Source organism: Cyanobium sp. Morenito 9A2 (genome assembly GCF_024345575.1).
Classification (GTDB): Bacteria; Cyanobacteriota; Cyanobacteriia; order PCC-6307; family Cyanobiaceae; genus ATX-6F1.
In genome coordinates this window covers 160,448-181,594 of sequence record NZ_JAGQBJ010000004.1, presented here as the reverse complement: position 1 = coordinate 181,594, position 21,147 = coordinate 160,448, and the positions used below count along the sequence as shown (strand labels likewise).

Annotated in this window: 22 protein-coding genes and 1 tRNA gene; 12 read left to right on the top strand and 11 right to left on the bottom strand. The window is 68.9% G+C overall.

Annotated elements, in window-relative coordinates; genetic code table 11:
* Positions 1-31: 31 nt before the first annotated feature.
* Complete coding sequence (gatC, locus tag KBY88_RS07615; protein WP_254939317.1) at positions 32-325, top strand: Asp-tRNA(Asn)/Glu-tRNA(Gln) amidotransferase subunit GatC; 294 nt, start codon at positions 32-34, stop codon at positions 323-325.
* A gap of 29 nt (positions 326-354) precedes the next feature.
* Here gatC and crtR read toward each other — a convergent pair whose 3' ends face one another.
* Together crtR and KBY88_RS07605 are read right to left on the bottom strand one after the other, a co-directional pair.
* Positions 355-1,380, bottom strand: coding sequence for a beta-carotene hydroxylase (crtR, locus tag KBY88_RS07610; RefSeq protein ID WP_254939316.1), 1,026 nt, complete (start codon positions 1,378-1,380; stop codon positions 355-357).
* A 58-nt stretch (positions 1,381-1,438) separates the two neighbouring features.
* Positions 1,439-1,520, bottom strand: a tRNA-Leu gene (locus KBY88_RS07605).
* A 54-nt stretch (positions 1,521-1,574) separates the two neighbouring features.
* Between KBY88_RS07605 and KBY88_RS07600 the strand changes: the two genes are divergently transcribed.
* Positions 1,575-2,231, top strand: coding sequence for a Ycf66 family protein (locus KBY88_RS07600; protein WP_254939315.1), 657 nt, complete (start codon positions 1,575-1,577; stop codon positions 2,229-2,231).
* A 128-nt stretch (positions 2,232-2,359) separates the two neighbouring features.
* The gene (gene ileS, locus KBY88_RS07595) at positions 2,360-5,251 is read left to right on the top strand and encodes an isoleucine--tRNA ligase (protein WP_261348552.1); all 2,892 of its coding nucleotides are present in this window, start codon (positions 2,360-2,362) and stop codon (positions 5,249-5,251) included.
* A gap of 22 nt (positions 5,252-5,273) precedes the next feature.
* Here the strand turns inward: ileS and KBY88_RS07590 are convergent, their stop codons facing one another.
* Both KBY88_RS07590 and KBY88_RS07585 read right to left on the bottom strand, forming a co-directional pair.
* Positions 5,274-5,573 (bottom strand): DUF7734 family protein, encoded by a 300-nt coding sequence (locus KBY88_RS07590; protein ID WP_254939313.1) that lies wholly within the window; start codon positions 5,571-5,573, stop codon positions 5,274-5,276.
* Positions 5,573-6,187 (bottom strand): DUF3177 family protein, encoded by a 615-nt coding sequence (locus KBY88_RS07585; RefSeq protein ID WP_254939353.1) that lies wholly within the window; start codon positions 6,185-6,187, stop codon positions 5,573-5,575. The genes KBY88_RS07590 and KBY88_RS07585 overlap by 1 nt, the downstream gene beginning before the upstream one ends.
* Positions 6,188-6,245: 58 nt before the next feature.
* Here KBY88_RS07585 and KBY88_RS07580 point away from each other — a divergent pair, with 58 nt between their 5' ends.
* The 4 genes from KBY88_RS07580 to KBY88_RS07565 are packed head-to-tail and all read left to right on the top strand — an operon-like array spanning position 6,246 to position 10,599.
* Positions 6,246-7,517 carry an FIST signal transduction protein gene (locus tag KBY88_RS07580; RefSeq protein WP_254939312.1) on the top strand — a complete coding sequence of 424 codons (1,272 nt, stop codon included), beginning with the start codon at positions 6,246-6,248 and terminating at the stop codon, positions 7,515-7,517.
* Positions 7,518-7,524: 7 nt separating this feature from the next.
* A complete protein-coding gene (gene trmB, locus KBY88_RS07575; protein WP_254939352.1) occupies positions 7,525-8,265 on the top strand; it encodes a tRNA (guanosine(46)-N7)-methyltransferase TrmB in 741 nt (246 codons plus the stop codon).
* A complete protein-coding gene (locus KBY88_RS07570) occupies positions 8,266-9,579 on the top strand; it encodes an IctB family putative bicarbonate transporter (protein WP_254939311.1) in 1,314 nt (437 codons plus the stop codon).
* A 36-nt stretch (positions 9,580-9,615) separates the two neighbouring features.
* A complete protein-coding gene (locus KBY88_RS07565; RefSeq protein WP_254939310.1) occupies positions 9,616-10,599 on the top strand; it encodes an N-acetylglucosamine kinase in 984 nt (327 codons plus the stop codon).
* Here KBY88_RS07565 and glmM read toward each other — a convergent pair.
* Together glmM and KBY88_RS07555 are read right to left on the bottom strand one after the other, a co-directional pair.
* Positions 10,586-11,986: a phosphoglucosamine mutase gene (gene glmM / locus KBY88_RS07560; RefSeq protein ID WP_254939309.1), complete on the bottom strand. Its 1,401-nt coding sequence runs from the start codon at positions 11,984-11,986 to the stop codon at positions 10,586-10,588. The two genes, KBY88_RS07565 and glmM, sit on opposite strands and share 14 nt — an antisense overlap.
* Positions 11,987-12,040: 54 nt before the next feature.
* Entirely contained in the window at positions 12,041-12,271 is a 231-nt protein-coding gene (locus KBY88_RS07555) for a hypothetical protein (RefSeq protein WP_254939308.1), read from the bottom strand.
* A 48-nt stretch (positions 12,272-12,319) separates the two neighbouring features.
* Here KBY88_RS07555 and KBY88_RS07550 point away from each other — a divergent pair, with 48 nt between their 5' ends.
* Complete coding sequence (locus KBY88_RS07550; RefSeq protein WP_254939307.1) at positions 12,320-14,335, top strand: transglycosylase SLT domain-containing protein; 2,016 nt, start codon at positions 12,320-12,322, stop codon at positions 14,333-14,335.
* Here KBY88_RS07550 and KBY88_RS07545 read toward each other — a convergent pair.
* Both KBY88_RS07545 and KBY88_RS07540 read right to left on the bottom strand, forming a co-directional pair.
* Complete coding sequence (locus tag KBY88_RS07545) at positions 14,332-14,790, bottom strand: hypothetical protein (protein WP_254939306.1); 459 nt, start codon at positions 14,788-14,790, stop codon at positions 14,332-14,334. The genes KBY88_RS07550 and KBY88_RS07545 overlap by 4 nt on opposite strands.
* Positions 14,791-14,880: 90 nt before the next feature.
* On the bottom strand, positions 14,881-15,333 hold the full coding sequence (locus KBY88_RS07540) for an NIL domain-containing protein (protein ID WP_254939305.1): 453 nt from the start codon (positions 15,331-15,333) through the stop codon (positions 14,881-14,883).
* Between the two features lie 67 nt (positions 15,334-15,400).
* Here KBY88_RS07540 and KBY88_RS07535 point away from each other — a divergent pair, with 67 nt between their 5' ends.
* Both KBY88_RS07535 and thyX read left to right on the top strand, forming a co-directional pair.
* Positions 15,401-15,964 carry a thioredoxin domain-containing protein gene (locus KBY88_RS07535; RefSeq protein ID WP_254939304.1) on the top strand — a complete coding sequence of 188 codons (564 nt, stop codon included), beginning with the start codon at positions 15,401-15,403 and terminating at the stop codon, positions 15,962-15,964.
* A 57-nt stretch (positions 15,965-16,021) separates the two neighbouring features.
* A complete protein-coding gene (gene thyX, locus KBY88_RS07530) occupies positions 16,022-16,744 on the top strand; it encodes an FAD-dependent thymidylate synthase (RefSeq protein WP_254939303.1) in 723 nt (240 codons plus the stop codon).
* Positions 16,745-16,769: 25 nt separating this feature from the next.
* On the opposite strand, the gene KBY88_RS07525 is transcribed toward thyX, so the two are convergent.
* From KBY88_RS07525 to KBY88_RS07515, 3 genes are all read right to left on the bottom strand, one after another.
* Entirely contained in the window at positions 16,770-17,237 is a 468-nt protein-coding gene (locus tag KBY88_RS07525) for a thermonuclease family protein (protein WP_254939302.1), read from the bottom strand.
* Between the two features lie 423 nt (positions 17,238-17,660).
* Positions 17,661-18,254, bottom strand: coding sequence for a dCTP deaminase (dcd, locus tag KBY88_RS07520; protein ID WP_254939301.1), 594 nt, complete (start codon positions 18,252-18,254; stop codon positions 17,661-17,663).
* Positions 18,254-18,805: a cob(I)yrinic acid a,c-diamide adenosyltransferase gene (locus KBY88_RS07515; RefSeq protein WP_254939300.1), complete on the bottom strand. Its 552-nt coding sequence runs from the start codon at positions 18,803-18,805 to the stop codon at positions 18,254-18,256. Before KBY88_RS07515 ends, dcd begins: the two co-directional genes overlap by 1 nt.
* Before the next feature lie 299 nt (positions 18,806-19,104).
* Between KBY88_RS07515 and ntcA the strand changes: the two genes are divergently transcribed.
* Both ntcA and KBY88_RS07505 read left to right on the top strand, forming a co-directional pair.
* Positions 19,105-19,845, top strand: coding sequence for a global nitrogen regulator NtcA (gene ntcA / locus KBY88_RS07510; RefSeq protein ID WP_254939299.1), 741 nt, complete (start codon positions 19,105-19,107; stop codon positions 19,843-19,845).
* An 83-nt stretch (positions 19,846-19,928) separates the two neighbouring features.
* Positions 19,929-21,140, top strand: a complete 1,212-nt coding sequence (locus tag KBY88_RS07505; protein WP_254939298.1) for a DUF3084 family protein — start codon at positions 19,929-19,931, stop codon at positions 21,138-21,140.
* The last annotated feature ends 7 nt before the right edge of the window (positions 21,141-21,147 follow it).

The window sequence follows — 21,147 nt, the reverse complement described above, 5'->3', positions numbered from 1 at the left end:
GCCGGTCCCTGGCGCGGGCCTTCGAGATGCCATGAGCAGGATCACAGCCGACGACGTCCGCAAGGTGGCCCATTTGGCCCGCCTGGATCTTCCCGAAGAAAAGATCGCCACCTACACCGGCCAGCTGGAGCGGATCCTGGAGTACGTGGCCCACCTGGAGCAGGTGGACACCGCCGGGGTGCCTCCCACCACCCGGGCCGTGGAGGTGGTCAACACCACCCGGGAGGACCTGGTGGAGCCGACCCCGGTGCGCGAGGCCCTGCTCGACCAGGCCCCCCAGCGGGAAGGGGACTTCTTCCGGGTGCCCAAGATCCTGGCGGACTGAACCACCTCAGAAACTCGGTGCAGATGGGCTCAGCGCAGGGGCGACACCGCCGTGCGATGCAACAGTTCGAGCACATGACGCCGGGCGCGGAAACTGGGCATCAACGCCGCCAAGGGACGCAGTTTGCTGCGCCGCCGACGGTGGCTGCGGATGCCCAGCAGGATGTCGTAGAGCAGGTTGAGGGTGTCGGTGCGGCTCTCGAAGATGCCCAGCCGCTGGGGTGAGCCCTTGGCATCGAGCAGGGGCTTGGTGGCCCTGTAGGCCGCCTGGTACTCAAACCAGGGAATCGAGGGCCAGAGATGGTGCACCAGATGGTAATTCTGGCCCAGGATCAGCAGGTTCATCAGCCTGCCGGGGTAAATCCGGGCGTTATGCCAGCGGTTGCGCGACTGGAACGGCCGGTGGGGCAGGTAGTCGAAGAACAGCCCAAGGGTGACCCCCAGCATCAGGGCAGGGGCGAACCAGCAGTTGAAGACGAAATCGATGAAGCCGTACTTGATCGAAGCGATCACGATCGCCAGGAACAGGCCCCGGGCCAGCCCCCACTCCAACAGCTCGTTATGGCGCCACAGGCGGCGGCGGAAAAAGAACACTTCATGATAGAAAAACCGAGGGGCGATCAGCCACAGCGGCCCGAAGGTGGACACGATGTGGTCGGGGTCGTTCTTGGGATCGTTCACATGGGCGTGGTGCTGCAGATGCACCCGGGTGAACACCGGAAAACTGAAGCCCAGCAGAAACGCCGAGCCGTGGCCCATCAGCGCGTTCCAGAAACGATGGGGGTGGGCGGCGTTATGGCAAGCGTCGTGGAGGACGGTGCCCTCCAGGTGCATGGCCAGAAAACCCGTGGCCAGGAGCGCCGGCAGGGGCCAGCCGCCCACGAACCAGCCCCAGATCGTCAGAGCCGCCAGGCCATAGCCCCCCAGGAACAGGCCCACCGTGGGATTCCAGGGGGAAGGCGCATCAAGGAACTCCCGCGGCACCGAGCGCTGCCCATGGGGAAGCTGGTCGAGGACTGGGGACAGATCAGGAGCGGTGTGCAGTGCTTGCGTCATCGCCCGGAGTCGCACCTGCCAACCAATCGCCGAACCACCATAAGGAGAAACCGTTCGATGCCCACCGGGGGACTTGAACCCCCACGACCTAAGCCACTGGTACCTAAAACCAGCGCGTCTACCAATTCCGCCAGGTGGGCAGGCGCCGACTGTAGGGACCGACTCAGAATGGCGGACAAGCGCTCCGCGAATCCATGCTGGCCACCGTCGGCGGCACCCTGGCGTTACTGCTGGGTGTGCTGGCCCTGCTGCTCCCCCTGCTGGCCAACGAGTTGAGCCGCCCCCGCGATGCCTTCTGGGGCGCCGTCGTACTGCTGCTGGGGCTGGTGCTGGTCACCAGCGCCGACCGGCTCACGGGCGCGCCGATGCTGGCGGTGCTCTGCGGTGGACTGCTGATCGGCCGACTGGGAACGGAGGTGGTGCAGCTGCGCTGGTCTCAGCTCAGCCCCGAGGAGCAACAACGGCTGACCTCGAGCGAGCGCTGGCGCACGGGCCTCTCGGAACTGGCCTCAAGCCTGGGCCTGCTGCTGGGCCAGGGGGCCCAGGCCGCCGCACAACTGCGCCGGGCCCTCGCGCCCCAGCCGAAGGCCGCCGCCAAGCGCTGGGTGCGGCCGGAAACCGAAGCGGTTCATGCGCCACCGGTCGCGGATTACAACGAAAGCGGCGCCGACACCGCGGAGGCTGGGGAGGCTGCACCAAGGGCCGCCGCCATCGAGCAGAACCAGCAAACCAGCCGTGAGCCCGACACCGTCGAGGTGAGTTCCTTTGCCGCCATCGCTGCCCTGATCGAGGCCCACAACGGCCCAGAAGCGGACCCGGTGGAACACCCGGACCAGGCCAACGCAGGCTGAACCCCCAAGCGGGAAGCGGGTCCTGCCCACCCCAGGGTCGATAATCCCCACTTGCTGCCCCCGGCGCCGTGACCGCCAGCCCGGTCTCCTACAAGGACACGCTGAACCTGCTGCAGACGCCCTTCGGGATGCGGGCCAACGCGAAGGTGCGCGAGCCGGAACTGCAGGCCCTGTGGGCGGAGTGGGGCCTGTACGAACAGCTGAGCCGCGACAATCCCGGCGCGACCTTCACGCTCCACGACGGTCCCCCCTACGCCAACGGGGCCCTGCACGTGGGCCACGCTCTCAACAAGATCCTCAAGGACATCATCAACAAGCACGCCCTGCTGCAAGGCAAGCGGGCCCGGTTCGTGCCCGGCTGGGACTGCCACGGGCTGCCGATCGAACTCAAGGTGCTCCAGAGCCTGAGCAGCGACGAGCGCCAGGCGCTCACCCCCACCTCCCTGCGCGAAAAGGCCCAGGCCTACGCCCGCGAGCAGGTGGCGATCCAGAAGGCGGGCTTTGAGCGCTGGGGCATCTGGGCCGATTGGGAACGCCCCTACCTGACTCTGGACAAGTCCTACGAGGCCGCCCAGATCGAGGTGTTCGGCCGCATGGTGCTGGCGGGCCATATCTACCGGGGCCTCAAGCCCGTGCACTGGAGCCCCAGTTCCCGCACCGCCCTGGCCGAGGCCGAACTGGAGTATCCCGACGGCCACACCTCCCCCAGCGTCTACGTGGCCTTTCCGGTGACGGCGGTGCCGGCGGCACTGGGCTCGAAGCTGGCGGCTGCCGGCGTCGCCACCGAGGCCGGTGCCCTCGCCGTGGCCATCTGGACCACCACCCCCTGGACCCTGCCCGCCAACCTGGCGGTGTCGGTGAACGGCGCCCTCGACTACGCCGTCTGCCGGGTGGTGGGCGATGCCGCAGGCGCTGGATCAGCCCGTCAGCTGATCGTGGCCGCCGAGCTGGTGGAGAGCCTTCGCGGCGTGCTGGGGCTTGAACTGGAGCCGATCGTCTCGCTCAAGGGCGCCGAGCTCGAGGGGATCCACTACCGCCATCCGCTGCTGGAGCGCCTCAGCCCAGTGGTGCTCGGAGGCGACTACATCACCACCGAAACCGGCACGGGGCTGGTGCACACGGCCCCCGGCCACGGCGTCGACGACTTCAACACCGGCAAGAAGTACGGCCTGGCGGTGCTCTGCCCCGTGGACGAGTCCGGCACCCTCACCGCCGAGGCCGGCCCCTTCGCAGGGCTCAACGTGCTCAAGGACGCCAACGGCACGATCATCGAGGCCCTGGAGGCCGCCGGCGCCCTGCTCAAGCAGGAGCGCTACGCCCACCGCTACCCCTACGACTGGCGCACCAAGAAACCCACCATCTTCCGGGCCACCGAACAATGGTTCGCCTCTGTGGAGGGCTTCCGCGCCCAGGCCCTCGACGCGATCGAGCAGGTGGCGTGGCTGCCGGCCAGCGGCCGCAACCGTATCGAGGCGATGGTGCGCGACCGGGGCGACTGGTGCATCTCGCGCCAGCGCACCTGGGGGGTGCCGATCCCGGTCTTCTATCACCGCAGCACCGGTGAGGTGCTGCTCGATCAGGCCAGCCTCGCCCACGTGCAACAACTGATTGCCGAGCACGGCTCGGACATTTGGTGGGAGCGGGGCGAGGCCGAGCTGCTGCCGCCGGATCGGGCCGCCGAGGCGGCGCAGTGGCGCAAGGGCACCGACACCATGGATGTGTGGTTCGACTCAGGCTCCTCCTGGGCCGGCGTGCTCGGGGGCCTCCGCGACGGCCGTGGCCTGGGAGAGGGCCTCAACTACCCCGCCGACCTCTACCTGGAGGGCTCCGACCAGCACCGGGGCTGGTTCCAATCCAGCCTGCTCACCTCGGTGGCCGTCAACGGCACCGCCCCCTACCGGCGCGTGCTCACCCATGGCTTCACCCTCGATGAGAAGGGCCGCAAGATGAGCAAATCACTGGGCAACGTCGTCGATCCGGCGGTGCTCGTCGAGGGGGGGAAGAACGAGAAGCAGGAGCCTGCCTATGGCGCCGATGTGCTGCGGCTGTGGGTGAGTTCGGTCGACTATTCCGCCGACGTGCCCCTGGGGCCGGGAATCGTCAAGCAGCTGGCGGATGTCTACCGCAAGGTGCGCAACACCGCCCGCTACCTGCTCGGCAACCTCCACGACTTCGACCCGCGGCCCATCAGCGAAGGCGGTGATGCCGTGGCGATCGCCGATCTACCCCTGCTGGACCGCTGGATGCTGCAGCGCACCGCCCTGCTGATCGGTGAGGTGGGCGGTCATTTCGAAAGCTTCGAGTTTTACCGCTTTTTCCAGGCGCTGCAGAACTTCTGCGTCGTCGACCTCTCCAACTTCTACCTCGACATCGCCAAGGACAGGCTCTATGTGAGCGGCGCTTCGTCGTTCCGGCGCCGCACCTGCCAGACGGTGCTCTCGCTGGTGGTGGAGCGGTTGGCGGGGCTGATCGCCCCGGTGCTCAGCCACATGGCCGAGGACATCTGGCAGAACCTGCCCTACCCCGTGGCAGAGCGCTCGGTGTTCGAGCGCGGCTGGCCCACCGTTCCCGCCAACGGGCGCTGGCTTGGCGACGGAGAGGAGGCAACGGCGAGGCTTGGGGCGGTGGCACGGCTGCGGGAGCTGCGCGCCCAGGTGAACCGTCAGCTGGAGGGAGCCCGCAACCAGGGGGCGATCGGCTCCTCGCTCGAGGCAAACGTGCATCTGGTGATCGAGGAAGGGACAGCCGGTGAGCCCTGGAGGATGGCCCTGACCTGGCTGCAGGCCAGCCCCAACCCCGAGGTGGACAACCTGGCCGACTGGCTGCTGGTGTCGAAGCTGACGCTGGGGGGTGAGCCGATCGCCACCCCCCTGGCCGAAGCCAGCGAAGAAGGCCTCACGGTGCGCATCGCCCAAGCCGAGGGCTGCAAGTGCGAGCGCTGCTGGCACATCGAATCCGATGTGGGCCACCATCCCGCCCATCCCCTGCTCTGCGGCCGTTGCATCGGGGTGCTGAGCTGAGGTTGGTGGCGCAGATCCTCGGCTAAACCCAGGCAGCAGGATCCAGGAACGGCCCAGCGGCCATGGGCCCCGCCAAGATCCGCTCGGCCCCCGATCGCAGCGGAGCCTCCAGCAGCTCGGCGCCACTGATCTCCGCTCCTTCGGGAAGGGCCGGCTGGTCGGGATCGAAAGCCGTGGGGTGGGTCACGCTGCTGGAAACCCCCCGGAAGATGAGCAGCTCAAAGGCTTCGCTCGCCCCATCGTCCGCAGCGGGCAGGGTGCCCCGGAGCCGCAGCACCCGATCGGGACGCCCACGGCTGATCGATTCGAGGGCCGCCAGCATCAGAACTCCCCGGCCACGCGCCCCTGCTTCGGCAACCGCACCAGCAGCCACTGCAACAGACCCACCACATAGGCCACCAGACCCAGGTAGCCCACGAAGGCGGCAAAGGGCGGCGTCCAATCGGCCCCGAAAACGAAATCAAACACACGGGTCAATCCCACGTTGAGTCCCTTGGGGGCCTCCAACCACACCTGGCAAGCGGGCCGCGACACCGGACCCCAGGCGCAGCCCAGGGCGGTGGCGCTGAAGCCTGCACCGATCGAAGCGAACACGGTGAGCCCCCAGCGCCAGGCCCGCACGGTGAACGGCAACGGGCGCCAGGGGGGCAGATCAGCCAGTTCCTCGTTGATGTCGACCCAGAACCACAGCGAGCTGATGATCAGCAGCTGGGCCACCACCCCCAGCAGATAGCCCAGGGGTTTGCCGTCGGTCATCAACAGCACGGTGACCACCAGCAGGCTGGCCACCTTCCAGTAGATCGTCAGCAGGCGCTGCATCGCCCCTTCCCGGCGCACGACGGCCCAGATCAGCAGCACCAACGGCAGTCCGACAGCGAACACAACCGCCAGGCGGTAATCAAGCCACACCAGGGTGCGATAGAGCAGATCCGGCACAGCTGTGGTTCGGGAAGGCGCCATTATCTGTGGCGCCCTGCAGCAGTAGGGTCCGCCCATGGTTCCGTTCCCCTTGCTTTCCTGGCGGCGAGCGGATGGCGAGTCGGCCCTCTGCCGCACTGCCACCGCCAGCGACGCCTCTCTGGAGACGGCCGTGGCAGCCTTGGGGCGCGACCTCGACTGCCGGGAGTTCAGCGGCGAGCGGCCCGCCGATCTCGCCCTGGTGTTCTGCTCCACCAGCTACGCCAGCGACCTGCCTCGGCTGCTGCCCCTGCTGCGCGCGCGCCTGCACGCCCGCCAGTGGATCGGCTGTGCCGGAGCGGGCGTGGTGGTCACAGACGCAGGAGGTGCCAGCCACGAACTGGAGCGGCAGCCCGCCCTTGGAGTCACGCTGCTGCGGCTCCCGGGCGCCGAACTTCAGACCTTCGCCCTCGACACCGACCGGCTTCCCGATCTCGATGGGGCCGTCCAGCCCTGGATCGATTGGGTCGGAGCCGACCCCGCCCTGGGGCGATCCATGCTGCTGTTCGTCGATCCCACCAGCTCCGGGCTTAACGACCTGATCAATGGGCTGGATTACGCCTTCCCTGGGCTGCCCAAAGTGGGGGGTATCGCCGGAGGGCACAGCGCCAACCATGGCTCGCTGCTGCTGGATGATCGGGTGCATTGCGGCGCCGTGGGCTGCATGATCGGCGGGTCCTGGCGCCTGGACCCTGTGGTGGCCCAAGGCTGCCGGCCGATCGGACCGGTGTTTGAAGTGGAGCGGGCCGAGCGCAACGTGGTGCTGCAATTGAGCGCCGGTGACCAGCGCAACACACCCGTGGGCTGCCTGCAGACGATCCTGGAGACCCTGACCCCGAGCGAACGGGAATTGGTGCGCCACTCCCTCTTCCTGGGGGTGGCGCAGAACGCCTTCAGCCTCCAGGGCAGCAAAGGCGATGACGCCTTTCTGGTGCGCAACCTGCTGGGGGTCGACCCACGCAATGGCGCCGTGGCCGTGGCCGAGCGCATGCGGGTGGGCCAGCAGGTGCAGTTCCAGCTGCGGGACGCCGCCGCCTCGAAGGCGGAACTCCAGCACCTGCTCGCGAGCCAACAGCAACGGGAGCCCCAACCGTTGCTGGCCCTGCTGTTTGCCTGCCTGGGCCGGGGCCGGGGGCTCTACGGCGAGCCCGACGGGGATGTGAGCGTGGCCCGGGCCCTGTTTGCAGAACTGCCGATCGCCGGGGCCTTCTGCAACGGCGAGATCGGCCCCCTGGCGGGCAGCACCCAGTTGCACGGCTACACCGCCAGCTGGGGTTTCCTGGTGCACGACGCCAGCCAAGGGACCTGAGCCCGTGGTGCGTCAGCACGTCAACCCCCTGAGCCGGCTCTATCAGCAGCCTCTGCTCCTGCCGTCCCCCGCGCAGCTGTTCGCTGCGCCGGAGCAACCGCTGCATCTGGATGTGGGCTGCGCCCGCGGACGCTTCCTGCTGGCGATGGCCCAACGCTTTCCCGAGCAGAATTTTCTGGGGGTGGAGATCCGCCGCGGCCTGGTGGGGGCCGCCGAAGCGGATCGCCTCGCCCTGGGGCTGACCAACCTGCGCTTTTTGTTCTGTAACGCCAACGTCAACCTTCAGGACTGGCTGGGGGCACTACCGAGCGGCCTGCTGAGGCGCATCAGCCTTCAGTTTCCCGATCCCTGGTTCAAGCGAAAGCACCACAAACGGCGGGTGTTGCAACCGGCGCTGCTGCGGGCCTTCACCGCGGCGCTGGAGGGAGGGGCATCGGCGGGGGAGCTGTTTGTGCAGAGCGACGTGCTCGGTGTGATCGAGCCGATGGTGTCCCTGATCGAGGCCAGCGGCTGTTTCGATCGGCCCGCCACTGACAGCCGTCCCTGGCGGCCAGACAACCCCCTGGCGGTGGCCACCGAGCGGGAACAGCACGTGCATGCCCAGGGGCTGCCCGTGTACCGGGTGCTCTACCGCCGCAACACGCAGCCCCTTTGCGACCTGGCCACCCTGGAGGCCGCCCGCGAGGCCGCCGATAATCCCGCCACACCCACGTTGGCCTTGGCCGCCGTGGCCCCCTCCAACGCCTGAATGTCCCCCGCTCCCGCACCTGTCCCCCTACTGCTGCGCTGGCAAGGGTTGCTGACCGGATCCTCCGAGGGGCCCTTGGCTCGCCAACTCCCCACTGTGGCGGGATTGGTGCTCTGCGCTCTCATGGCGGGTATGCCTCTGGTCACCCGTGGGGGCCTGACTCTGCTGATCCTGGCCTCAGGCTTGCTCTGGGTGCTCTGGGCCCTGCGCACCCCGCCGGGGCCGATCGGAGCGATCAGTGGCTGGCTGCTCCTGGCGCTCGGGGTGAGCGTGCTCGCCACCGGCTTCTCGCCGGTGCCCAAGGAAGCCCTGCAGGGGCTGTTCAAGCTGGTGAGCTACCTGGGGGTCTATGCACTGATGCGCCAGCTGCTGGCGGAGGCGCCAATCTGGTGGGACCGGATCGTGGCGGCCCTGCTCGCGGGCCAGCTGGCCTCGGCTGTGATCGGGATCCGCCAGCTCTACGGCGACACCGGTGAACTGGCCCGCTGGGCCGACCCGAACTCCGTGGCCGACGGCACGATCCGCATCTACGGACCCCTGGAGAACCCCAACCTGCTGGCGGGCTACCTGCTGCCGATCCTCCCCCTGGCGGTGGTGGCCCTGATCCGCTGGAAGCGGCCCGCCCTGCGCCTGTTCGCCCTCACCTCCCTGGTGCTGGGCGCCGCCGCCACCTACCTGAGCTATAGCCGTGGCGGCTGGCTTGGCATGGTGGCCTCCCTCGGGATGATCGCCCTGCTGCTGGTGCTGCGCTCCACCCGCCACTGGCCGCCCCTCTGGCGGCGCCTGCTGCCACTGCTGCTGCTGCTGCTGGCGGTGGCGGCCCTGGTGGTGGCGGTCGCCCTGGTGGAACCGCTGCGGATTCGTCTGCTCAGCCTTGTGGTGGGCCGCGAGGACAGCTCCAACAACTTCCGGGTGAACGTCTGGAATGCGGTGATCGAAATGATCTACGACCGGCCCTGGCTGGGCATCGGCCCAGGCAACAAGGCCTTCAACGCGATCTATCCCCTCTATCAGCAGCCCAAGTTCAACGCCCTGAGCGCCTACTCGGTGCCCCTGGAACTGCTGGTGGAAGGGGGCCTTCCCGGGCTGCTGGCGGTGCTGGGCCTGCTCTGGACCAGCGTGCGCCTCGCCCTCGCTCAGCTCAAGGGAGAGGCGGCCTTCGCCCTGCCCGCCCTGGCGGCCCTGGCGGCGATCGCGGGATTGGGAACGCAGGGGATCGCCGACACGATCTTCTTCCGCCCGGAGGTGCAGCTCACCGGCTGGTTCTGCCTGGCCACGCTGGCGTCAACCGTTCGCTCCGCCAGGGAAGCCTGAGCCCATCCCGCCGCCGCTCACCACTGCCCTGGGCCCATGGAGCACCTGATCGCTGGCTTCGATGCCGGCCAGACCCACACCAGTTGTCGCCTTGCCCTGGTGACGACCGACGGCCTGATCCAGCCGGTGGCCAGCGGTGAAGGCCCAGGGATCAGCCATCTGGCGGCCAGCGGGGGCGAGGAGCGGTTCCTGGCCGCCCTGCGCCTCAGCTATGCCGCCGCCCGCGGTGCGCTCGAAGAAGGCTCGGATGGTTGTCTGGCCCTGGGGGCCGCCGCCGTGGGGGCCAGCGGCCTTGAGGCCGGCACCGACCTGGAGCAGCGGGGCCAGGCCCTGATCGCCACCGCCCTGGGGGTGCCGCTGGAGCGGGTGCGGGCCAGCGGTGATGAGCGCACGGCCCTGCTGGGGGCCTGCGGCCACGGGGCGGGCATCCTGGTGATCAGCGGCACGGGCTCGATCGCCCTGGGGCAGGACGGCCACGGCCGCGAGCACCGCTGCGGCGGTTGGGGCTGGCAACTCGATGGGGCCGGATCAGCCATGGACCTGGGCCGCGATGGCCTGGCCCTGAGCCTGCGCATGGCCGACGGGCGCCTGCCGGAGAGCCCCCTGCGCGCGCGTCTCTGGGCGGCCCTGGCGGACGCCGAGGGGATCACCGGAGCCGCGATCACGGGCCAGTGGATCAAAGCCCAGGTGGTGACGCCCGGCTTTGCGCCCGCCGGTTTTGCCCGCCTGGCCCCGGCCGTGAACCGGCTGGCGGCCGAGGGCGATCCAGGGGCCCTGGCGATCGTTCAACACTCCGCCAACGCTCTGGTGCGGCTGGTTGCCGGGGTGGCTGGGCATCTGGAACTGGAGGCCCCTGCCGTTTTCCCCACGGGTGGGGCGCTCACGCACCTGGATCAGCTCAGGAGCTGTTTCGCGGCCGCGCTCCAGAGAGCCCTGCCCGCCTCACGGCTCAAGGAACCCACGGACGATGCCCTGGCGGGGGCCTTGCAGGTGGCCACTGCCCTGCTCAGCTGCGGTTGAGGCTCGCATCGGCCAGGTCCGCCAGGTGGCGTGACCAGTGCTCCACCTCCCGCTGCTGAGCGGCCTCCACCATCACCCGCAGCAGGGGCTCGGTGCCACTGGCCCGCACCAGCACCCGTCCGGATCCCGCCATCGAGGCCTCGGCCTGCTCAACGGCGGCGCGCAGGGGTTCGCAGCTCTGCCACTGCTGGCGCCGCTGGCGATCGGGAACGGTGACGTTCAACAGGATCTGGGGGTAGGGCCTGAAGCTGGTGTCCAGCCAGTCTGCGAGGGAACCTCCCCTGCCTGCGATCAGCGTGGCCACCTGGAGGGCCGTGAGCAGCCCATCGCCGCTCATGCCGTGGCGGGCCGAGAGGATGTGACCCGATTGCTCCCCGCCCAGGGCCGCGCCGGAGCTTTCCATGGCGGCATGGACGTACTGATCGCCCACGGCGGTGCGCTCAAGCACACCACCCCGCTGCTCCCAGGCACGCTCGAAGCCCAGATTGGACATCACCGTGGCCACCAGCCGGTTGTCCGGCAACTGGTCCGCCTCCAGCAGGGCGCCGCCCCAGAGGTAGAGGATCTGATCCCCATCCACCACCCGGCCCTGGCCGTCCACCGCCAGCATGCGATCGGCGTCGCCATCGAAGGCGAAGCCCATGGCCGCCCCCCGCTCCAGCACGGCCCGCCGCAGGGCCTCCAGGTGGGTGCTGCCGCAGCCCACATTGATCAGGCGGCCATCGGGGACACCGTGCAGCACCGTCAGGTCGGCCCCGAGGGCCTCGAAGACCTCGGCGCCGCAGGCCGTGGCCGAGCCCCAGCAGAGATCGAGCACGATCTTTGCCCCCTCCAGCCGCCGGCCACAGGCGCTGGCGATCAGGCCCTCGCGGTAGTCGCCCAGCAGGTCGCGGCGGTCGCGCACGGCGCCGCAGCTCAGCTCCGCCAGAGGGACCAACTCGGCGCTGGACTCCCCCCGCAGGCCGGCCTCGATCGCCTGCTGCTGCGTGCGATCGAGCTTGGCGCCGGAGGCGCCGAACACCTTGATGCCGTTGTCGTGGGGGGGGTTGTGGCTGGCGGAGACCATCAGGCCACCGGCCGCCCCCTGGCGCCGGATCGTGCCGGGCACCGCCGGGGTGGGGCAAAGCCCCAGATCCCAGACCTCCCTCCCGGCCGCGCTCAGCCCGGCGCTCAGCGCCGCCACCACCATCGGGCCGCTGGTGCGCGAATCGGAGCCCAGCACCACCGGACCCTGGGGCGGCAACACCTGGCCGCACCAGTAGCCCACCTGCAGGGCCAGGGCGGGGGTGAGCTGGGTGCCCACCCGGCCGCGGATGCCGTCGGTGCCGAAGCCCGCGACGGCCGGTCCCAAGGGGGGACCCACCGGCGGGGGAGGCAGATCGGGCATCGCGGCGGCTCGGCTGGCGATGAGGCTAAGCCGACCCACCGGAGCCCCAGGAGCTCAACGCCAGCGCCTGGGCCACCAGGCCCAGCGCAACAACTCGATCACCGCCCAGAGCAGCAGGCCGCCCACCACCCAGCCGGGCAGTAGAAGCAGCGGCCACCAGGAGCGCAGCAGCAGCACCAGCCCGGCGGTCGCTAACACCATCAGGGCGCGGCGGCGCTGGGAAGCCCCGGGCAGGCGGCCCAGCCAGGGGGGCAGTCGATCGCTCAGGGCCGGGGGCAGGGGCATCGGGGTGCGATCGCGGCTCCCCAGAATGCCAACACTGCCAAGAACCGCGTGAGCGAACCGCCCGCCCCCACGGCCCAGCGCCAGGGGCCCCTGCTGATCGCCCTCACCTGCGCCGGCAGCCTGGCGTTGCTGCTGGCCGGCCGCTGGGCCCTGCAGCAGCGAGCAGCGCTCACCCCAGCCAGCCCAGGCCGACAGCTGAGCTGGGTGCGCCACGGCGAGGTGGACCCGCAGCGGCGCCGCGAGGCCAGCTTGCTGCTGGTGGCCCGGGCCCAGGGGGACCCAAAGGCCCAACGGCGGTTGCTGGCGGGGCAGGGCTGGGGTTCAAGCCCCCTGGCGGCCGTGGCCCTGAAACTTCAAGCCCTGGCGACCGAGCGCCTGGGCCGCGGCACCGAGGCCAAGGCCCTCTGGGGCGCAGTGCTGCAGCGCTTCCCCCAGGATCCCGCCAGCGCCGACGCCCTCTACGCCCTCGGCCGGCAAACGCCGACCCAGCGACTCCTGTTGCTGCGCCGCTTTCCGGCGCATCCGGCCGCCCTGGCCGCCGCCGTTGAACTGGGGCCGTCGCCAGGCCCAGAGCGAGAGGGGGCTCTGCATCTGGCCCGCTGGGGCCCGCGCTGGCCAGGCGCTGAGCCACGGCTGCGCCACGCCTGCAGCGCCAAGGCACCGGGCCTGACGCCAGGAGAGCGGCGAACGTTGGCGCTGGCCTTCGCAGAACTGGGGGATGGCGCCACGGCCCTCGACTGCCTGGGCCCCGAGGAGGGGCTGGTGGCCGACGGGGCCATGACCCTTGGCAAGGCCCTGCTCAAGGCCGATGCCCCCCGGAAGCAGGAGGGGGAGCGGCGGCTGCTGGCCCTGGCCCAACGCTGGCCGCAGTCGCCCCAGGCCCTCGAGGCCACCCGGCTCCTCAGCCAGCAGGACGGGCCAACCGCCCTGGCGCGGCTCGCCCAGCTGCCGGCCCGGCTGCGGGCGACGGCCCCTGTGCAGGCGAGGTTGGTGCTGGAGCAACGGGCGGATTGGCGGACCGTGCTGCGGCGCTGGCCCCGGGATCCCGCCAGCTGGGATCTGCAGTGGGAGCTGGCCCGGGAGCGGTTGCTCAAGGGCCAGTGGACCGAGGCCGCCGAGGTGCTGCGCCGACTCGAGCCAGCCCAGCTGGCGGCCCCCCTGGCGGCCCGCCAGCAGTTCTGGCTGGGTTATGTGCTGCGGCAGCTGGGCCAGGAGCCGGCCGCTCGGACCACCTGGGAGCAACTGCTTCAGGTGGCCCCCAATGGCTACTACGGCTGGCGGGCGGCCCTGCAGCTGGGCCAGGCCAAGGCGCTGAAGCCCCCGAAGCTGCACGCCCTGGCGCCTACCCCGTGGAGGCCGTTGGCCAGTGGCGGCGTCGTGCTGGATGAACTCTGGCGGTTGGATCAACCCCTGGAGGCCTGGGAACGCTGGCGCGACCGGCGCCGCAACCAGCCCCTGACCACCCCCGCCGAGCTGGGGGTGGAGGGACGGCTGCGCCAGGGCGTGGGGGATGACTGGACAGGTTTGGTCCAACTGGAACAGGCCCACCTGCGACTCCCCGCGGGCAGCTGTCAGACCCGGCAAGGGTTCGACCATGACCTCCACCCGGTGCGCTTCGAGCGCCTGTTCCTGGACGCGGGCCTCCGCGAGCAGGTGGATCCGGCGTTGCTGTTGGCGGTGGCCCTGCAGGAATCGCGGTTCACCCCAGCAGTGCGCTCCTCGGTCGGGGCCGTGGGCCTGATGCAGCTGATGCCGGAAACCGCCGCCGAGCTGGCCGGCCGGCCGCTCTCCCTGGAAGCCCTCAAGGACCCCGTGACCAACGTGCCCCTCGGGGCCCGATACCTGCGCCACTTGCTCGCCCGCTGGCAGGACAACCCTCTGCTGGCGGTGGCGAGCTACAACGCTGGCCCCGGAGCCGTTGAGGGCTGGATCAGCCCTCTGCTCCGGCAGCATCCCGAGCTCTGGGTGGAAGCGATCCCTTACCCGGAAACGCGGTTGTATGTCAAAAAGGTGCTCGGGAACCGTTGGAGCTACCTACAGAGGGACAAAGAACCCAGCTGCTAGATGGCCTTGATCAGGTTCTCGGCCTGAAGATGGGCCCCCACCCCCATGCCCGCCAACACCAAAAAGCTCAGGGTGGTGGCCCCCAGCAACGGAGGAGGCACCACGCGCAATCGGGCCAGATCGAGGCGGGCCAGCAGAACGGCACTGGCCAATATCGCCACGTCGGCGAGCACATTGAGGTGGAGCAGGTAAAGGCCTCCTGTGATCACCAGGAGCAGGGTCACCACCAGGGTGGTCACCTTGCTGGAGGACATCAGCAGCGACAACTGGCGCAGCAGCAGATCGGGGATGGTGCAGACCATCACCACGAGCACGGTCTGCAGGCACTGGAAGGGCCAGTACAGCCCATAGACCAACCAGGCCGCCCGCGCTTCCTCCCCGCCAGGGAGCTGCTGGTGGGCCACCATCCAATGGGCTCCCATGTAGACGCTGACCAGCAGAAGCAGCAGCGTCATCGGTGCGCGAATGGGCAGGGTCAAGGTGCGGAAGATGGTTCTCACGCCGGGGGATTCTCAGGGCAGGCAGGGGTCATGGATTCAGGGGAGTCAGGGCAACCGAGCCACCGATGGCACCGTATCGGCGACTGGCGGCTGGTCCAGCACCAGGGCAATGGCCTCCAGCGGACAACTGGGAATGCACTGCTCGCACACCAGGCAGCGCTGGGCATCGAACTGCAGGCGCCAGCTCGGGGCAAAACTGCTGAGGGCGCCGCTGGGGCACAGGCTGGTGCAGATGCCGCAATCGACGCAGCGGGATGCATCGATGCGGATCTCGCCAGGGGCACGGTTCAAGCCCAGGCCCAGGCTCTCCAGCCAGAGTTCGGCCGCATCGAGCTCATCAATGTCTCCGGAGAGCTCCACCACCATGGTGCCGCTCTGGTTCGGAGCCACCTGGGCGCGCAGGATCTTCGCGGCGATGTCGAAATCGACCGCCAACCGATAGGTGATCGGCTGGTGCACCGCTTCGCGGGGGAAATGAAGGGTGAGGCGGCGTTTCACGCGGATCAACCCATAGGGACCACCTTAGCGCTGCCAGAGTGGTCCGACCTCTATCCAGCGCTCAAGCGTGACCGGCGAGCCTTCCCCTTCCCCTTCCCCTGCCGCCGCTGCCCTGGGTCAACGGGAGCGCTTTCTGCTGGCGGTGGTGGCCGTCCTCCTGGCCGTGCTGGTGTTCCTGTTCCAGGGGGGATTGCGCCGGGAGGCCCCCCTGGAGCGCCTGGCCCGACAGTCGCTCGATCTACCCGTGGCCCTGAGCGATGGCCGGCCCACCCTCGTGGAGTTCTACGCCGATTGGTGCGAGGCCTGCCGGGCGATGGCTCCAGCCATGGAAGTGATCGAGGATCAACACCACCGTGAACTTGACGTGGTGCTGCTCAACGTGGACAACCCCCGCTGGCAGGGGGAGTTGGAGCGCTATGAGGTCAACGGCATTCCGCAGCTGGAGCTGTTTGATGGCCAGGGGCAAGCGATCGGCCGCTCCCTGGGCGCCCGGAGCCGCAGCGAACTCGAGGCCCTCGCCGGGGCACTGATCGCCGAGACCCCATTGCCCCGCCTGGCCGGCATCGGCAGCACCAGCCCCATTGCCCAGGGAGCGGCGGCAGCCCTGGCCGGCCCCCGCAGCCACGGCTGAAGCGCCCCGCATCAACGGCCCTAGGGTGCGGCCGGCATTGCCTGCCCCACCGCCCCCATGAACCGTTTCCGGGTCGAGCTGATCGCCGCCACCCCCAACCCCCAGCAGTGCGTCTACGCGGCGATGCACCAGGATTACTCCGAGGAGTTCGTGGCGGCCGATCGGGCCCAATGGCCTGACGAGACCAAAGCCGGTGAGATCTGCGTCAAACGTCTGCTGGCGGGCGAGCGCGGTCACTACGGCCCGCTGGAGCACGGCCAGATCGTGCTCAACGTCGGCTGGTTTCCCCACTCGGTGATGCAGCAGGCGCGCACCCACCGGGTGGGGGTGAGCTTCGATGTGCAGTCGATGCGTTACACAGGCGATCGGATCCGCCGTGCCGCCAACGGCGAACTGGAGCTCGAAGAGGTCGTCTACCTGCGCCCCGTCGGCAACTACAGCGACCGCCAGGGCAAGAAGTATGCCTACACCGCTGAGGAGCGCGCCAAGGACCTGGACCTCTGCCGCGCCGCCGCCGAGCGCTACCGCGACCTGCTCGATGCAGGTTTTGCCGAGGAGCACGCCCGCGGGATCCTGCCCTTCGACTACCGCCAACACTTCGTGGTGAGCTTCAGCCTGCGGGCCTTCCTCCACTTCATGGACCTGCGGGCCAAGCTCGATGCCCAGGACGAGATCCGCCAGCTCTGCGACCTGCTCTGGCCCCATTTCATGGCCTGGGCGCCCCAGATTGGCGCCTGGTACGAGAAGACCCGTCTGCACAAAGCGCGGCTGGCGCCCTGAGCGGCGTGGACGGCCAACCCCGTGCTCAGCAACCGCCCCCCTGGCGCCGACACCAGCGCCTCTCCCAGGTGGCCAGCGGCAGCGGCGGTTGGCCCCAGAGCCCCAGGCGCTGGCGCTGGGCTTTTTGTTCAGTGGCGAGGAAACCGGCCCGGTCGCAGCGGTGCAGGTTCTGGCGGTAGACAAGGGCCTGGCCGCCCCGCACCAACAGCCAACCGATGTTGCCTCTTTCGCTGAGCACCTTGGCCACCGTTCTCCCAGAGCGGTCCGTCCCCAGGGGGGTGAGCAGGATCGCGCTGCCTGGGGGCAACAGGGCTCGCAAGCCCGCGCGCGAGCTGATCCCCCAGGGGGCTTGACTGAGCTCAGGGGCATCGATGCAGGCCAGCCTCACCTTGAGCCGCTTGCCCTGGGCAGCCACTATCAAGCTGTCTCCATCAACCACGGAGAGCACCTTCGCCGCCACCCGGGTGACCGGGTACTCCACTGACAGGGGCACGGCGGCGGGCGCCGAACCACTGCCGGCCAGCAGCGGCAGTGCTGCCGCGACAGGGGCGACGGCCCAGAGTCCATGAGCCCGCCGCCGAACCCAGGCCTTCCGATCGAAAAGCCGCCGCCAAAGCGGACGGACAGGGAGCTCATCCTTGGTCACCAACCGCAGGACGCCTGCATCGAAGCGGAGCTCACCGGGGCTGGTCCATCGGCGCAGGCACCGGACGGCACGGTTGATAGCGACCAGGTGAGGGCCCACTTCACTTCTCCCTTGGCCGACGGGCTGGGGCCAGATTGGCGGCCACCGGAGCCTCTAGGGGGGAACCACAGCCCAGTTCCGACCATGGATCAGGGTCAAGACCGGGGCCAGCGAACGGCCCCAGGGCCACGGGAAGCCGAAGTCCTCCTCAGCGGGCCAGCCCCCGGGCGCTCAGACTTTCGCCAGGGTCACCCGTTCCGGCTGGTGTTGATACTTGCCGGCGCGGTCGTTGTAGGTGGTTTCGCAGGGATCCCCCTCGAAGAACAGCAGCTGGCAGATCCCCTCATTGGCGTAGATGCGGCAATCGGCGCCGGAGGAATTGCTGAATTCAAGGGTGAGGTGACCCTCCCAGCTGGCCTCGGCGGGGGTGGTGTTGACGATGATCCCCAGGCGGGCGTAGGTGCTCTTGCCGAGACAGATCACAGTGATGTTGGCCGGCACCTTCATCTTCTCCAGGGCCACACCCAGCCCGTAGGAGTGAGCCGGCAGGATGTAAAACGACCCGTCTTCATCCTGGTGCAGGGCGGCGGGTTCGAGGTTGGCGGGATTGAACCGCTTGGGGTTCATCACCGTGCCGGGCACGTGGCGGAAGATCAGGAACTCCTTCGGCGAGAGCCGCAGGTCGTAGCCGTAGGACGAACATCCGTAGCTGAGCACCGGAGCCGTCCGGTTTTCCGGGTCGAGATGGCGGACCAAGGTGGGCTGGAACGGCTCCAGCAGGCCGGCCGCGGCCTGTTCATTGATCCAGCGGTCGCACTTGAGCATCAGCTCCCCCGACGCAACTGGGTGACCTGGTCGGCCATGGCCATCAGCGGCGGCGGCATCGACGGCCCGGTGAGGATGACATCCAGATGCGAAGGACGCCGCTCCAAGGTCTCACTGACCTCGTCGGCCTCGAGATAGCCCAGATCGACGGCCAAGCCCAGCTCATCGAGAACCATCAGCCCGACCGAACCAGCCAGCAGCTGCTCCCGACTGAAGGCCCAGATCTCCTGCACCGCCAGGCGCTCCTGCTCACTGGCGGGGGGGTGCTCCAGACAGCCAGCCACATCGGGGCGCAACCATTGCAGGCGACCACAGAGCCAGAGACTGCGCTCCAGGCCCTGCTCCACCCCGCCCTTGAGGAACTGGCTGATCAACACCCGGCTGCCCAGGCCGGCGGTGCGCAGCGCCTGGCTGAACACGCCATCGAAGCTGCCACGGAAGGGGGCCGTGTGGATCTGCAGCAATCCCTCCTGCTGGCTCACCAGGCGCAGGTTGGGCCGGGGGCGGGGGGCGCCGTGGTCGAGGCCGGGTTTGCGCAGGCTGGCGGTCATCGGCACAGGAAAAGGAACGGGGTGGGAGTCGGCTCAGGCGCCGTGGCGGGCGCACAAGGAGGGGGCAGGCCCCCTGGATGGACAGGCGAAACAGGGCCGGACTGAGGCGGTTGAAACCAGGGGTCGGAACCTGAATGTAGCGGTGTCGACCGGCTCGACAAGGCTCCTGCACACCATCCCTAGCGCGACGGTCCGCGCCGGCGGACAGGGCGCCTGTGGCCCTCCCCTGACGAATGGTGTCAATGGCTACAGGGATGGCTAGGTTCGATCCGTAGCTTCCGACCAATTGCACCGCCTTGATGGTCGGCGCCACCCGCGGGTTCAGCCGCTACAGCAGTAGCCCTTCGTCGGGAACAAGCGGCCTGGCCTCCACGGGTGCCGCCGGTTCCACTCCGCCCCCCACCTTGCTGGAGGTGATCAAGGGACTCAGCGGCAGCACCGTGGAAACGGTGGAACGCAGCAAAACGATCTTCTTTCCCGGCGATCCTGCCGAGCGCGTCTATCTGTTGCGGCGCGGGGCCGTGCGCCTCTCACGGGTCTACGAGTCGGGCGAAGAGATCACCGTCGCCCTGTTGCGTGAGAACAGCTTGTTCGGGGTGCTGTCCCTGCTCACCGGCCAGCGCTCCGACCGCTTTTATCACGCCGTGGCCTTCACGCGGGTGGAGATGGTCGCGGCGCCGGCGACCTCCGTGCGCCGGGCGATCGAGGCGGATGCCACCGTCGGGCTGTTGATGCTCCAGGGCCTCTCCTCGCGCATCCTGCAGACGGAGACGATGATCGAAACCCTCACCCACCGCGACATGTCCTCGCGGCTGGTGAGCTTTCTGCTGGTGCTCTGCCGCGATTTCGGGGTGCCCGGCCCTGAGGGCATCACCATCGATCTGCGCCTCTCGCACCAGGCCATCGCCGAAGCGATCGGCTCCACGCGTGTCACGATCACGCGTCTGCTAGGGGACCTGCGCAACGCTGGTCTGCTGCAGATCGATCGCAAAAAAATCACCGTGTTCGATCCGGTCGCCCTGGCCAAGAAGTTCAGCTGAGCCACCCCCAGTTCCAGCACCCCCGACCTCAGTCCTCAGGCGGGGTTGATTCGGATGGATACTGAGAACCTCCGCTTGCTTCCGTGTCCGGCTGGCTGCTGATCCTGGCTCTGCTGGTGCTTGGCGGAGTGCTCTCGACCCTCGGTGACCGCCTTGGCAGCCGCGTGGGCAAGGCGCGGCTGAGCCTGTTCAACCTGCGCCCCCGCAAGACGGCGGTGCTGATCACAGTGCTCACGGGCAGTTTGATCAGCGCAGTCTCGTTGGGGCTGATGCTTCTGGTCAGCGAACGCTTGCGGGTGGGCCTGTTCCAGCTCGATCAGTTGGAGCGCAAGCTGCGGGACAGCCGCACGGATCTCACCCGCAGCCAAGCGGAGATTCAGAGGGCCCAGCACGCAACCCAGAGGGCGGAACAAGGACTCAACCAGGCCCAACAACAACTCGGCAAAGCCGATCAACGCGCCCTGAAGCTGCGCAGCGAACTGCGCCCGCTGCAACAGCAACGGCTCAAACTCGAGCGCCAGCGCGATCTGCTCAGCCGTGACATCGCCGCCAAGGACGCCGACATCCGACGCAATGAGGCTGAACTGGCGCGCGTGAACCAACGCATCGCGTCCGGTGCCCAGGAACTCAAACGGCTGGAGACCAAGCTCGTCGACCTGCGCCGCGGCGACGTCGTGATCAGCAGCGGTCAGCCCTTGGCCACCGCCAAGATCAACCTGGAGAAGCCCTCCCAGGCCACGGCCGTGATCGAGGCACTGCTGCGGCAGGCGAACCTGGTGGCCTACCAGCGCGTGCTACCCGGTCAAACGGCCAACCGCCAGATCCTGCTGGTGCCGCGCAGTGAAATCACTCGGCTGCAGGGGGTGATCACCAAGGGTGGATCCTGGGTGGTCAGCATCATCTCCGTCGCGAATGTGCTCCTGGGAGAAAAACAGGTGCTGGCCTTCCCGGATGTCCGCCCCAACCGCCAGGTGATGCGCCGCGGCGAGGTCATGGCCTCCACGCTGCTTGAGGACGACCAGCGCAGCCCCGAGCAGGTGCGCAGCCGTTTGAATCTGCTGATGGCCGCCACCTTCACCCGGGCCCAGGGTCAGGGCTCCCTCGCCGATGGGGTCCAGTTCGACGCGGCCAGCTTCAACCGCCTGGGGAATGAACTGAGCGCGCGGCCGCCGGGCCAGGCCGTTCGCCTGGAAACGGTTTCGGTCCGAGACAGCGACATCGCCGATCCGATCACCGTCGAACTGCGCTGGATCAACGGCCCCGCCACAACCACGCGCAGCGGCCCGCGGCCATGAACCCGGC